Source organism: Longimicrobium sp., from assembly GCF_036388275.1.
Taxonomy (GTDB): domain Bacteria; phylum Gemmatimonadota; class Gemmatimonadetes; order Longimicrobiales; family Longimicrobiaceae; genus Longimicrobium.
Genome location: NZ_DASVSF010000008.1, coordinates 83,428 through 97,614 on the forward strand (window position 1 = coordinate 83,428; position 14,187 = coordinate 97,614).

Below are 14,187 nucleotides of genomic sequence, written 5' to 3' on the forward strand. Positions count from 1 at the left end.
CTGAAACAGAGAAAGTTATATCTTTCTTCACAGCTCAGACATGTGCGTGTTTCAGGGGAACAACGATGCTGAAGACCAACTTGATGACCAGCCTGGCCGGCCAGCAGACGGAGCGCCGGTTTTCGGCGCTGCGAGAGCAGGCGGGGCTTCTCGCCACTCCGAAGGGCGGCTGGATTCGCCTGCTGCGCACGTCGTTGGGAATGCGGCAGCAGGACCTCGGCGCCCGGCTCGGGATCACCGCACAGGCGGCTGGGCAACTGGAACAGCGTGAGATGGACGAGGCGGTGACGCTGAAGGCGCTGCGCCAGGCCGCCGACGCCCTCGGTGCCGATCTGCACTACGTCCTCGTTCCCCGGCAGCCGCTGGTCGCCACGGTAGAGGACCGGATCAGCCGTGCAGCCCGTCATCTTGCCCGCCAGGTAGACCACACGATGAGGCTGGAGAACCAGGCGACCGGAGACGCAGCGAGCCAGATGCGGATACGGCACATCGAGGAGCAGCTGCGCCTGACACCCTCGCTGGTGTGGACGCTCCCCGATGACCTCTGAGGATTGAACGTGCCTTCAGAGGCATGACTCAGGTCCAGAACGGCGAGTTTTCCCACCCGGCAGGCATACCGATCAGGCCCAATGGCACGGTAGGGTAGTGCTTCACCAAGCCTACCAGGCGCTGCTTCCAGTCCGACCCCGGGTCGACCGCTTCCAACAGTGCGCCGAGGACGATAAGCCGCGCGTACAATCGATCCGTGGGCGTCATCTCGGACCGCAGCTTCTTTGCCGCCAGGGGCTGGTCCACGTGCATCGGGGAGTTCCAGAGGCGGCTGTGGTGTGCGGAGATGTTTCTGACGAGGTTGATCGAGCGGAACCAGGAAGCCAGTACGGTCTCGTCGTAGCCGAACCTGAGCGCTACCGCCTTCCGGTGCTTGAGCGCGAGCCCGGAATACAGGCGCGACAGAGCGCCGAACGTCAGCGCTTCCATCACCGCCCAGATGGGAGGGGAATCCGGCGTGCTGTACTGCCTAAGGTAGTGCTTCACTGCCAGGTGGCGATCTTCACGCCGTGTGGTCTGGTAGAAGACGACGAATGGGTCGAGCCGTTCGAAGTGAGCAGGATCCAGATAGAAATGCGGTCCTGCCGGGACCGCTACCTGGCTGATTACAGCGGCGCGAAGTGCGACCTCAATTTTCTCGACCGCGTCCAGGCAGAGCAGGCGAAGTTCTCGGTCGAACCTGTAGAGGCTCAGTACATGGTCGAAGGTCGTACCCGCCGCGAAGTGCCGAACGCCCGTTGCGGGATTTGTGCTCTGATACGGCCGCATGTAGATGAGCAGCCGGTAGTACCCAACGTACTCCAACGCATGCAGCGCTTCGACAGGGTTTGGAACAACCAGCCCGCGGGAGACGACGTGGGCCAGTAGCTGCGCGGGCGGAAGCGCGGGCTTGGTGTAAGGAACCTTGGCCACGGGTGAACCGGAAAGAAAAAGCCCCCTGGTGCGCATTCGCGGCACCAAGGTGACCGCGACTAAGCGTGGGGGCTATTGTTGAGGTACAACCTAACGGGCGTTACACCCTGCGTCAAGGGCCGCGTGAGGCCCCGGCCGCCTAGTCCTGCTGCTGGCCGAGTGCAGCCTGCAGGAGGCGCTGGAGGTCGGCGCTGCGGGCCAGCAGGCTCTCGGTCAGCGGCTCGATGCGCATCATCTCGCGGCGAAGCAGCTCCTCGTACGCACGCACCTGGCGCGCGACCGCCGGCTGGCGCATGACGCCCGCCTCCACGTTCATGAAGCGGGCGCGGATCTGCGCCGCCTCGCGGTCCAGCGACCGCAGCCGGGGCGCGTCGCCGCGCCGCTGGGCGGTCTGCACCTCGGCGGGAATCTGGCGCGCGCGGCTGGCCAGCGTGCGCAGCTCTGGATCGGCCGCGTCCATCGCCTGCTGAATGCCCTGCATCAGCGCGTCGCGCCGGCGCCGGAGCTCGGGGTTCTGCAGCGCGCGCTCGTGCACCTGCGCCAGGTGCCCGCTCAGGCGCTGGAGCTCGCCGTACCAGTTGCGCGCCATGTCGGCGGCGGACGCGCCGGGCGTCCGCGCACGCGCGGGCGCCGGCACCTCGGCCGACATGGGACGCACCTGCGCGTCCAGCGGTACAACGGCGATGAAGGCGGCCGCGACGACCGCCCACGGGATGGCACCCAGCAATCCGGTCTCCCTTGATCGGTTTCCAGCGCCGCGGACTCCGGCGGCGCTGGTTACAACCCCGCAACGCGGCCGGAGTTTCATCGCGCCGCCCGGGCTATGTGCGTGCGGAGCCAGGGATTGGGGGTGGAGGTCGGCGTGCGGGCTGCGGTGAGGTTCGACGGGTGGCGGGTGCATGCGGCGGGTTCCCCCTCCCCCGGCCCCTCCCCCGCAAACTGCGCGGGAGAGGGGTGAACGTCGGGCGCGGACTGGCTGGCTGCCGGTGCATGCCGCTGGGAGCCCCCTCCCCCCGGCCCCCGTCCCCCGCTGCGCAGGGGAGGGGGAGACCTGAACCGCGCTTCGGCTGGCCTGGCGCACACGGCTGCGCGTGCAGTCCGCGAAGGCGGACTTTGGGCCGTCGTTGCCGCGACTTCAGTCGCCCCAGAAGGGCCGGGGCGTCGCTCCATGCTCGCCTCTCGCGAGGTTCGACTCGGGCCGGTGCACGCCGCGGCAGGGCCCCTCCCCCGGCCCCTCCCCCCGCAAACTGCGCCGGGAGAGGGGAGAACGTCGGGCGCGGATTGGCTGGCTGCCGGTGAATGCCTCTGGGAGCCCCCTCCCCCCGGCCCCCGTCCCCCGCTGCGCAGGGGAGGGGGAGACCTGAACCGCGCTTCGGCTGACTCTGGCGAATGCCGCGGCGCCCCCCTCTCCCGGCCTCTCCCCCATAAACCCCATGGGGGAGAGGAGAATTCGATTGCACGTCCGCAGGCCGCGCGCGCTCTACTGGCTCCCTTCCCCCGCGCAGTTTGCGGGGGAAGGGTTGGGGATGGGGGGCGCCGGCCCGAGCACCGGGCCTGCCGTGACGCACCCCAAGCCCGAAGTGTACCCCCTCTCCCACGCTGTTTGTGGGAGAGGGTGGCACGCGTGTCAGCGCGGCCGGGTGAGGGCCCTACGGCAGCCGAGGCCTCGGCTGCGGTGACCGCTGCCGCGCCCTGGCTGGTACGTGTCCACGGTTAGATCCTTCGCCCCGCGTGGCTCATCGTATGGGCCGGGGCGGTGCGCCTGGGGCTCAGGATGACAGGCCCTTGTGCCCCCGCAACCTGGGAGGCGCCCCACACTGGCTCCCTTCCCGCGCAGTTTGCGGGGGAAGGGCTGGGGATGGGGGGCGCCTGTCGCACGCACCGGGTCCAGTCGAACCCCGACCGAAGTGCTCCCCCTCTCCCGCGCAGTTTGCGGGGCCGGCGGGAGGGGGACCGTCAGTGCGGTTCGGGCGCCTGCTTCTGCACGTGCTTCAGCACGGCATCCACCTTGTCCGCCAGCACCATCACCAGGTCGCCCGCGTCCGCCGCGGCCAGCGCGCGGTCCACCGCCTGGAACTCGTCGCCCACCATCTCGATGGCGTCCTCGCCCATCCCCCCCTCGCGAAGCCCCTCCACCACCAGCGCCGCCGCCTCGCCCGGATCGCGGCCCCGCAGGTCGGTGTCCTCCTTCACGAAGGCGTGGTCCAGCACCGCGCACAGGCGCCCTAGCCCGCGGATGTCCTCGTCGCGGCGGTCGCCCGGCGCGCCCACCACGCCCACCCGCCGGCGCGCGGGGAGCGCCTGCACCGTCTCTACCAGCCCCTCCACCGCCGCCGGGTTGTGCGCGTAGTCCACCAGCACCCGCACCTCGCCCAGGCGCAGCAGGTTCAGCCTGCCCGGCGTCATGGACGGCGACGGGAAGAACGAGAGCAGCCCCGCCCGGATGGTGTCGTAGCGCACCCCCTGCACGTACGCCGCCAGGATGGCCGCCAGCACGTTCTGCTGCTGGAACCGCGCGGCCCCGCCCATCATCAGCGGCACCTCGCGCTGCGTGGCGATGGGAATGCGCAGCCGCCCGCGCCGGATGACGAACTCGCCGTCCTCCACCCGCGCGCCGATGCCCCCCCGCTCGATGTGGTCGTCGAACACCCGGTTCTCGCCGGGCTGCATCGTCGAGAACAGCACGATGTCGCCCCCCGAGCGGTCGCGCATCCGGTAGACCAGCGGGTCGTCGGCGTTCAGCACCGCGTGCCCCTCGCGCTTCACCACCGCGGGGACGACGGACTTCACCTCCGCAAGCTGCTCGACGGTGTTGATGCCGCGCAGCCCCAGGTGGTCGGCCGCCACGTTCAGCACCACGCCCACGTCGCACTCGTCGAAGCCCAGCCCGGCGCGGATCACCCCGCCCCGCGCCGTCTCCAGCACGGCCACCTCTACCGTGGGGTTGGAGAGGATGATGTTGGCGCTGAAGGGCCCCGTCATGTCGCCCTCCATCACCAGCCGGTTCTGCAGGTACACGCCGTCCGTCGTCGTGAACCCCACCGTCTTTCCTGTCTGCCGGAACAGGTGCGCCGTCAGCCGCGTGGTCGTCGTCTTTCCGTTGGTCCCGGTGATGGCGACGACGGGAATGGTGTAGGGAGATCCGGGCGGATACAGCATGTCGATGATGGGCGCGCCCACGTTGCGCGGCACACCCTCCGACGGGTGCGAGTGCATCCGCAGCCCCGGCGCGGCGTTCACCTCGATGATCACCGCGCGGTTCTCGCGGAAGGGCACCGTGATGTCGGGGGAAAGCACGTCGATGCCCGCGATGTCGAGCCCCACGATGCCCGCCGCCATCTCGCAGGCGGTGATGTTGTCGGGGTGCACCTCGTCGGTGCGGTCGATGGAGGTGCCGCCTGTCGACAGGTTGGCGGTGGCGCGCAGGTACACCCGCTCGCCCGCGGGGGGCACGTCCTGCTGGCTGCGGCCGGACGAGGCCAGGTACGCGTCCGTGGCCGCGTCGTCGGGAAGCTGCGTCAGCGTACGCGAGTGCCCCCGGCCCCGGCGCGGGTCCTGGTTGGCGATGACGATGAGCTCGGCGATGGTGTGGGTGCCGTCGCCCACCACGTGGGCCGGGACGCGCTCGGCGACGGCGGCCACCTTGCCGTCGACCACCAGCACCCGGTAGTCGCTGCCGGTGACGTACTGCTCGATCACCACCTTGCGCGAGAACTTGGCGGCCACCTCGAACGCGGCCCGCACCGCGTCGTCGTTGTCGATGCGGCCGGAGATGCCCCGGCCGTGGCTGGCGTCCAGCGGCTTCAGCAGCACCGGCCAGCCGATCTCGTGCGCCACCTCCACCGCGCGCTCCAGCGTGGTGGCCACGCTCCCCTCCGGCACCGGCAGGCCGATGGCGCCCAGCACCCGGCGCGTGTCGTCCTTGTCCTGGGCGATCTCCACCCCGATGGCGCTGGTGTAGTCGCTCATGGCGGCCTGCACCCGGCGCAGGTTCACCCCCAGCCCCAGCTGCACCAGCGAATGGCTGTTCAGCCGGCGCACGGGAATGCCCCGCCGACGCGCCTCTTCGACGATGGCCGCCGTCGACGGCCCCAGCCGCACGCTTTCCAGCAGGTCGTGCAGGTCTTCGACGGCGAACTTGATGTCGTACGGCTCGCCCTTCATGCAGGCCTTGACCAGGCGCACCGCCTGGCGCACGGCCTCGAGCCCCACGTCCTCCTCCTCGTACGCCACGATCAGCCACCAGACGCCGGGATCACCGCTCTCCACCACCCGGCCGAACGACACGTCGGTGCCCGCCAGCGTCTGCAGCTCCAGGGCGACGTGCTCCAGCACGTGGGGCAGGTGCGTGCCCTCGCGCAGCCGCTCGATGAAGCCGCCCTCGGTGCCGCGCGAGCACGGGTGCTCGTACAGCGTGGGCATCAGCTCCAGCAGCTGCTCGTTGAAGCCGGGGATGGCGGTGGTGGGCACGTCCTCGAGCGCGCCCAGCCGCAGGTCGCACGCAATGACGGGCGCCAGCCGCCAGAAGTTGGGGCCGCGCACGGCGCGCAGGCGGCTGACCCGCAGCTCTTCGGGGTCGAACTCGCGCGGGGGCGCCGGGGCCTCCGTCTGGGCCTGGGACATGTTCCGGTGGTGTTGGTCTGGGGGATCGGGGGCCGGACGGCCCCCGCCGTCAGGTGTGGTTGCGCCGCGTGTGCTCCCAGGCCCCTGCCTGCAGGGGAGCGCCGCCGCGCTCCGGGGTGCCCGCCGCGGGGCGGGCGCACCCTTCGCAGCAGTCGATGCGGCGCGTGTACGCGCGCGTCTCCGGGACGGCGCGCAGGGACTCGGGCACGCGCTGGACGTCGGTGGTCATGGCCAACATGTTCCGCCTTCCATTTCCGTTTCCCAACGCGCCTCCGTACGGCGCGTACAGGGGTAAAGAGCAGAAAGCATACCATTGGCAAAGCCCTGGGGCGGGGCCCTTTCCGCCGTGCTACGTAAGGGTTTGAGGGTCGCGTGCGTGCCAAACGGAGCCGCGCCGGTTACATTGGCCTCCGTTGGCCCAACACCCGGAAACACACCTGCACGAGCCTGCTGTCGTACATGAGCGAACAGACCTCGACGTCCGCCCGCGCGGTGACGGTGGACGAGCTTTGCGAACACCTGTCGGCCCTGCGCCGCCCCGACGGCGACGCGCTGTGCCGCTTCGCCCGCCTGTTCTTCGCCAAGGTGCCGCGCCAGCTGCTGGAAGAGCGCGGCACGGCGCAGCTGGCGGCGCTCACGCTGGGCGCGTGGGAGTTCCTGCGCGGCGCCCGCCCGGACCAGGTGAACGTGCAGGTGGTGGACCCCGAGGACGAGGGGTGGAGCGCCCCCGTCACCGTCATCCGGGCCGAGGTGGGCGACCGTCCGTTCATCGTCGACACGGTGCGCGAGTACCTGGCCGCCGAGGGGCTTCACATCCACCAGTACGCGTATCCCGTGATCCCCGTGCGCCGCGGCCCGGCGGGCGAGATCGTGGCCGTGGGCGACGAGGCGGGCGAGGGCGCGTCGCTGGAGGCGCTGACCCACTGCGAGGTGGCGCGGGTGACGGACCCCGCCCAGCGCACCGCCGTGGCCGAGGGCATCCGCCAGCGCCTGGCCGACGTGGTCGATGCCACCAGCGACTTCCCGGCGATGACGCGGGTGCTGGAGCACGAGGCGCGGGTGGTGGAGGAGTACGCGGCGCGCTTTCCCGACCGCGCGGCCGAGTTCGCCGAGGAGGCCGCGTTCCTCCGCTGGCTGGGGCTGGGCAACTTCGTGTTCCTGGGCTTCCGCGAGTACGCCATCGAGGGCGAGGGCGACGCGGCCTCCGTGGCGGTGCGCGACGGGTCGGGGCTGGGAATCCTGCGCGACGCGTCGACGTCGTCGTACGCCGCCCCGGTGCGGGTGAGCGCCATGGCCGCCGGGCTGCGCGAGCGGCTGCTGGGCGGGCCCACGCTGATGGTGGCCAAGAGCAACGCCGAGTCCACCGTGCACCGCCGCGCGCGGATGGACTACGTGGGGGTGAAGGTGCTCGACGAGGCGGGGCGCGTGCGCGGCGAGCGGCGCTTCCTGGGCTTGTTCACCTCGCAGGCGTACGGCAGCACCGTGGCGGACGTGCCGCTGCTGCGCGGCAAGCTCGACCGGCTGCTGGCCGCCTCGGGCTCGCGCCCGGGCGGGCACGACTACAAGGAGATCGTCTCCATCGTCGACGCCCTCCCCAAGGACGAGCTGTTCGAGGCGACGGAAGAAGAGCTTCGCGCGCAGGTGCAGGCGTCGCTGGCGGCGCTGTTCACCGAGGGCGTGCGCGTGGTGGTGCGCGCCAACCCGGTGCGCGACGAGGCGGCGGTGCTGGTGATCCTGCCCGGCGGCCGCTTCAGCGCCGAGGTGCGGCGCGCCATCGGCCAGCTGCTGGCCGACCGGCTGGGCGGGGAGGTGGTGAACCACTACCTGCGCATGGCGGCGGGCGACCAGGCCCGCATCCACTACTACCTGACCACCGCTCCCGGCGCCGCGCTCCCCGACCCGCGCGAGCTGGAGCGCGAGGTGGCCGGGCTGCTGCGGTCGTGGCAGGAGCTGCTGGGCGACGCGCTGCGGGGCGCCGGGGTGGAAGACGCGGAAGCCGAGGCGCTGACGGCCACCTACGGGGCGGCCTTCAGCCCCGAGTACCGCGCGGCCAACATCCCGCAGACGGCGCTTCACGACGTGCTTCACCTGGAGGCGCTGCGCCGGCGGGGCGAAGCCGTGGCGCTGCAGCTTCGCCAGCCCCTGCCCGGCGAGCCGGCGCCGCAGGGCTCGTCCATCCTCAAGCTGTACCTTTCCGGCGAGCGGCTGGTGCTCTCGGACTTCATGCCCATCCTGGAGGATGCCCGGCTGCGGGTGCTGGAGGTGGACACCTTCCAGGTGCGCGCGGCCGGCGCCCCGGACCGGATGATCTACTCCTTCGCCGTGCAGACGCGCGAGGGAACGCCCATCCCCGACGACGTCACCCCGCTGCTGGCCGAGTCGCTGCTGGCCGTGCGCGCGGGTGACGCGGTGGAAGACCCGTTCAACGGCCTGGTGCTGGCGGCCGGCCTGCGCTGGCGCGAGGCCGACCTGCTGCGCGCCTACGCGGAGTACGCCTTCCAGGTGGGGGCCATCCCCTCGCGCATCGCCGTGGCGCGCGCCCTGGCGGCGTACCCGGCAGTGACACGGGGGCTGGTGCAGCTGTTCCACGCGCGCTTCGCGGCCGAGGGCGGCGACGAGGCGCCTGCGCGGGCCAGCCTGGCGGACGAGATGGAAAAGGTGAGCTCGCTGGCCGACGACCGCGCCCTGCGCCGGCTGCTGGCGCTGATCGGCGGCACCGTGCGCACCAACTACTTCCGCGGGGGCGGCGCCGACCCCACGGCCCGCAGCGGCGGCGTGCCCTACATGTCGTTCAAGGTGCGCTCGGCTGACGTGGACGAGCTCAAGAAGACGCGGCTGCTGTACGAGGTGTTCGTCCATTCTTCACGGATGGAGGGCGTGCACCTGCGCGGCGCCCCCGTGGCCCGCGGCGGCATCCGCTGGAGCGACCGCCCCGACGACTTCCGCACCGAGATCCTGGGGCTGGTCACCACGCAGGTGATCAAGAACGCGGTGATCGTTCCCAGCGGTTCCAAGGGCGGCTTCATCACCCGGCGGCGCCTGGCGGACCGCGACGCGATGGGCGAGGAGGCGAAGGAGCAGTACCGCACCCTGATGCGCGGGCTGCTGGACATCACCGACAACCTGGTGGGGGGTTCGGTGGTGCCGCCGCAGGGCGTGGTGCGGCACGACGGCGACGACCCCTACCTCGTCGTGGCGGCCGACAAGGGGACGGCGCACCTGTCGGACGTGGCCAACGCCGTCTCGGCCGAGTACGGCTTCTGGATGGGCGACGCCTTCGCCTCGGGCGGAAGCAACGGCTACGACCACAAGAAGGAGGGGATCACCGCGCGCGGCGGATGGGAGTGCGTCAAGCGGCACTTCCGCGAGATGGGCAAGGACATCCAGAAGGAGCCCTTCACCGTCGCGGGCGTGGGCGACATGAGCGGCGACGTGTTCGGCAACGGAATGCTGCTGTCGAAGCAGATCCGCCTGCTGGCCGCCTTCGACCACCGGCACATCTTCATCGATCCCACGCCCGACCCGGCCGTGAGCTTCGAGGAGCGGCAGCGCATCTTCGACCTCCCCCGCTCGTCGTGGGAGGACTACGACCGGTCGAAGCTTTCCCCGGGCGCGCTGATCGTGCCGCGTGGCAGCAAGGAGGTGGAGCTTACGCCCGAGGCCCGCGCCGCCCTGGGGCTGGGCGACGAGGTGGCGACGCTGGATGGCGAGGCGCTGATCCGCGCGGTGCTCACGGCGCCCGTGGAGCTGCTGTGGAACGGCGGCATCGGCACCTACGTGAAGGACCGCGAGGAGACGCACGCCGAGGTGGGCGACCCCACGAACGACCCCGTCCGCGTGGATGCCGACGTGCTCCGCTGCAAGGTGATCGGCGAGGGGGGCAACCTGGGGCTCACGCAGCGGGCGCGCATCACCTTCAACCTGCGGGGCGGGCGCCTGAACACCGACGCGCTCGACAACTCCGCGGGCGTGGACATGAGCGACCACGAGGTGAACCTCAAGATCCTGCTGAACGGGCTGGTGGTGGACGGGTCGCTTTCCGAGGAGCAGCGCAACGAGACGCTGCGGGTGATGACGGACCAGGTGTCGGAGCTGGTGCTGCGCGACAACGTCAGCCAGTCGTTGGCGGTGTCGCTGGACCAGCGCCGGTCGCGCGAGGCGCTGGACGACTTCGCCGCGCTGATCGCCGCGCAGGAGCGCGAGCGCCTGCTGAACCGCGAGGCCGAGGGCATTCCCACCCCCGACGAGATCGCCGAGCGGCGGGCGGAAAAGATCGGGCTGACGCGGCCCACGCTGTCGGTGCTGCTGGCGCACGCCAAGATGGCGGCCAAGATGCAGCTGCTGGACAGCACCGTGCCCGACGACCCGGCCACGGAGTCGTACCTGGTGAACTACTTTCCCCCGCTGGCGGTGGAGACGGCGGGGCTGGACCGCCTGCGGTCGCACCGGCTGCGGCGCGAGATCGTCACCACGCAGATGGTGAACGACCTGGTGGACCTGATGGGCTCGTCGTTCCTTCACCGCACCTCGCGCGACACGGGGCACTCCATTCCCGAGGTGGTGCGCGCGTGGCTGGTCGCCAGCCGCATCAGCGGCACGCCGGAGGTGCGCGCGGACCTGGCCGGGGCCGAGGGGCGCTACGACGTGGAGGTGGTGTACGGCTGGCTGCTGGGGCTGGGGCAGGTGCTGGAAACGACCACGCACTGGATTCTGGCCAACGTGGCGCCGGGCGCCGCGACGGATGCGCTGATCGAGGATGCGCGCAGCGCGTTGAGCGCGTTGCGCGGGAACTTCGCCAAGGTGGTCAGCGGCGAGGACCGGGCGCTCTTCCTCACGCAGTTGGGCGCCATGCAGGACCTGGGGGTGGAGCGCGGCCTCGCCGAGCGGCTGATCACCCTGCGCTTTTTGCCGCAGCTGCTGGAGATCGTGGAGGTGTCGCGGCGCGGGCAGACCGACGAGCTGCGCGCGGCCAAGGCGTTCTACGCGGTGTCGGAGCACTTCGCCACGGCGCGCCTGCGCCAGGCGGTGCAGATGGCGGCCGGACGCGACCCGTGGGAGCGGCGCTTCGCCCAGGCCCTGGGCGACGACGTGCAGCGGGCGCAGCGGGCGCTCGTCACGGGGTTGCTGGCGCGCGCCGGGGATGGTGCTCCGGCGGGGGCGCTGGAGCGGCTGGAGGCGGCGAATCCGCGGGGCGTGCGCGCCTACCGCGATCTGCTTGCCGAGCTGCGCGTGGGCAATTGCCCGCTTTCCGCGTATGCCTTGGCCGTGCACCAGCTGCGCGAAGTGGCCGGGGCTGCGGTGGCGGGCGACTAAAGGAACGTTTCACGCAGAGGCCGCAGAGGGAACGGAGAGGACGCAGAGAGCTGGCGCAGTTCTCTGCGTCCTCTCTGTCTTCTCTGCGTCCTCTGCGTGAAGCGATGTAGCAAAATGGAGGGAGGGCACGGGAGTTTTCCCGCGCCCTCCCTCGTTTTTTGGTTGGATGGGGAATTCTCGCGCTCCCGGCCGACAGAGTATCCCGATGCTTTCGTCTGCATGGGCGGACGGATTTCAGGGACTCCATCGGCACCAGGGACAGATGCGCCGGAGCACGCTCACCGCGGCCTTGCTGCTGCTCGCCGCCGCTAAATGTCCCTCCGAACCGCCCCGTGAGCCCGCAGACCTCGCGAACGCCAAGACCATGGCGACGGGGGATTCGCTCGCCGTGTGGCCCGAGGCGGACGCCGGCAGGCCGGTGGTGCTGTACGTGGACCGCAGCCAGAGCATGCGCGGGTTCCTGGACCCCGCGTATCCCGGACGCGTGGCGACGGACTACCGCTCCGTGATCGATGGCTTCGACGCCCGGCTAAAGCCTTCGCAGGTCTACGGCTTCGGCAACGAGGTCGCGGCCACGAGGCAGGGGCTGGGCGTGTTGGGGAACAAGGACTTCTACGGTGACGCCAACACGGAAATCGAAGAGGTCTTCCCGCTGATCTCCCGCGATTCCGCCGCCTCGTCCACGCACGTGCTCATCGGGGATGGGCGGCGCGGGAATCCCGATGCGGCGAACGGGCAGTTCGTGGGGATGCGGGCACTGGCGGAGCAGTGGATCGAACGCGGCGGCTCCTTCATCGTCGCGTCGTCCGCCGCGCCGTTCCAGCCCGTGGCGAACGATCCCGCAGGGTGCCGCGCGTCTGGGGATGCGGACCATCAGACCTGTCCGCTCTACGCGTTCGCCTTCGTCGCTCCGGGCGATCACGGCCGCGTGGCCGCCGCGCTCGCCTCCGTGTTCCAGAACCTCTACGTGACGCCGCTCCCCGCCGTTCCAGGCTCCGGCGTCGCCATGGCATCTCGCGGATCGGCGGAGATCAACCTGGAGCCCGGCTGGCTCGCCGCGGCGGATGGCACGCCCATCGTCCGGGTGCGCGGCCGGACGGCGACCAACACCCCGCTTCGCGCCTCGCTGGTTCTCGATGACACCACGTCCCCCCGTGGACGAGCCATGCTGGCGTCGCTGCGGGGCCGGCGGCTGATGCCCATCCTCGCGGTCCGCTCTCTCGCGGCCGATCCCGCCGCCTCACCTTGGCGCCCCTCCCCCGCGAGGGGCGGGCTCATGCGCCCCACCGCGGACCCGTTCACCTACGAGTTCATTTCGCGCGGCTCCGACGGGCCGCGGTACCTGTACCGACTGCAGCTGCATCCCGCGGGGGAGCCGTCGTGGCTGGAGGCGTTCGACGCGGAGAGCGCAGGCGACGCCCTGCGGACCTACGGGCTCAGCCGGCTGTTCGAGAGCTTTCGTGGCCTCGATCCCCGCGCTGCGCCGCCCGTCCTGCGCGCCTACGTCGTCGTGAACTAAGCCGCGGCCCGCGCCCGCACACCATCAACCCCCATCTTGGATCATTATGTGGCAATTCCTGCTGCACCTGTGGGCACCGCCGCCCGCCGACGTCGCGCTCATCTGCCCGCTTCCCGCACCCGGCGAGCCGGAGGACCTGAACGGGTTCTTCGATTCCACCTCGGTCCTCACGGCGTACCAGTGGACCGCCGTGGCGACGGGCCTGCTGGTGCTCGCCGCGGTGCTGGCCTGTTACCTCACGGACCGGCGCAGCCTCAGCCGCGCGTTCGTCCGGCGCTGGTGGGTGGTGATGGCGATCGCGTCCGTGATCGGCGCCCTCGTGCCGCTGGTGATGCTGTACTTCCTAGTGCCGCAGCACGCGCTGGCCGGCACCTGCGAAACCAATCCCCTGCCCTTCGCGGCGACGTTCCCGGTGGGGCTGGCGCTGAGCCGCTCGCTTGCGGGGTTCGTGTGGAGCGCGCTGGCGTTCGGCGTCTTCTCCTTCCTGCTGACGCGGGCCGCGGGCTGGCATCCCGCCTCCGGCGGCTTCTTCCACAACCGGGGCTGCCCCTGGCCCCGCATCAACCCCTTTGGAGCCTAGCCCATGTCCACCGACCTGATCGGCTCGGGCGTCGAGCAGCGGACGCTGACGTTTCTGGCCCTGGGCGGAAGCGGAATCCGCAGCATCGAACCCCTGCTGTACCTGTGCGCCTTCGGCCTGGGGCCGCGGCAGCTGCGGCTGGTGCTGATCGACCCCGACCAGTCCAACGCCGCCGTCAAGCGCTCGCGCGAGCTGATCGAGCTGTACCGCGAAACGCGCCGCGCCCTCGCCGACCAGGGTGCCGCCGACGTGTACTTTCGCACCGAGGTGGTAGACGCGGTGGGGAGCGCGCTCGTCTGGTCGCCTATCGCCGACGATGAGGGCTTGGCCGACGCGCGGTTCGCCGTGCGCGTGGACCGCACCCTGATGCGCGGACGGAGCGCGGCGCTGGGCCATATGTTCGACCTGCTGAACCCCGAGCGCGTCCGCAACATGGACCTGACCATGGGCTTCCGCGGCGTTCCCTCCATTGGCACGGTGTTCATGAACCGGCTGCGCGACGAGAGGTTCTTCGCGCAGATCGTTTCGCAGGGGCAGACCGAGGCCGACGCGCTGTTCTTTGCCGTGGGCTCCATCTTCGGCGGCACCGGCTCTGCCGCGTTCCCCGTGGTGGGCCGCGCGCTGGCGGACGGGATCAAGGGCACCGAGGGCGCCTCCGATATCGCCGGGGTACCGCCCCAGCGCATCGGGG

Annotated in this window: 8 protein-coding genes; 4 read left to right on the plus strand and 4 right to left on the minus strand. The window is 71.0% G+C overall.

Annotation, left to right across the window (positions count from 1 at the left end; genetic code table 11):
• Nucleotides 1-65 precede the first annotated feature (65 nt).
• Entirely contained in the window at nucleotides 66-548 is a 483-nt protein-coding gene (locus VF632_RS02985) for a mobile mystery protein A (RefSeq protein WP_331021357.1), read from the plus strand.
• A 28-nt stretch (nucleotides 549-576) separates the two neighbouring features.
• Here the strand turns inward: VF632_RS02985 and VF632_RS02990 are convergent, their stop codons facing one another.
• The 4 genes from VF632_RS02990 to VF632_RS03005 all read right to left on the minus strand — a co-directional run bounded on the left by VF632_RS02990 (nucleotide 577) and on the right by VF632_RS03005 (nucleotide 6,313).
• Entirely contained in the window at nucleotides 577-1,461 is an 885-nt protein-coding gene (locus VF632_RS02990) for an Abi family protein (protein WP_331021358.1), read from the minus strand.
• Nucleotides 1,462-1,600: 139 nt separating this feature from the next.
• Nucleotides 1,601-2,188 carry a hypothetical protein gene (locus VF632_RS02995; protein WP_331021359.1) on the minus strand — a complete coding sequence of 196 codons (588 nt, stop codon included), beginning with the start codon at nucleotides 2,186-2,188 and terminating at the stop codon, nucleotides 1,601-1,603.
• A gap of 1,229 nt (nucleotides 2,189-3,417) precedes the next feature.
• Nucleotides 3,418-6,084: a cyanophycin synthetase gene (gene cphA, locus VF632_RS03000; RefSeq protein ID WP_331021360.1), complete on the minus strand. Its 2,667-nt coding sequence runs from the start codon at nucleotides 6,082-6,084 to the stop codon at nucleotides 3,418-3,420.
• Nucleotides 6,085-6,133: 49 nt separating this feature from the next.
• Entirely contained in the window at nucleotides 6,134-6,313 is a 180-nt protein-coding gene (locus VF632_RS03005; RefSeq protein WP_331021361.1) for a hypothetical protein, read from the minus strand.
• A gap of 230 nt (nucleotides 6,314-6,543) precedes the next feature.
• On the opposite strand from VF632_RS03005, the gene VF632_RS03010 reads away from it, so the two are divergent.
• The 3 genes from VF632_RS03010 to VF632_RS03020 all read left to right on the plus strand — a co-directional run bounded on the left by VF632_RS03010 (nucleotide 6,544) and on the right by VF632_RS03020 (nucleotide 13,496).
• Complete coding sequence (locus VF632_RS03010; protein WP_331021362.1) at nucleotides 6,544-11,397, plus strand: NAD-glutamate dehydrogenase; 4,854 nt, start codon at nucleotides 6,544-6,546, stop codon at nucleotides 11,395-11,397.
• Between the two features lie 262 nt (nucleotides 11,398-11,659).
• Complete coding sequence (locus VF632_RS03015; protein WP_331021363.1) at nucleotides 11,660-12,916, plus strand: hypothetical protein; 1,257 nt, start codon at nucleotides 11,660-11,662, stop codon at nucleotides 12,914-12,916.
• 46 nt (nucleotides 12,917-12,962) lie between these two features.
• Nucleotides 12,963-13,496: a hypothetical protein gene (locus VF632_RS03020; RefSeq protein ID WP_331021364.1), complete on the plus strand. Its 534-nt coding sequence runs from the start codon at nucleotides 12,963-12,965 to the stop codon at nucleotides 13,494-13,496.
• Nucleotides 13,497-14,187 lie beyond the last annotated feature (691 nt).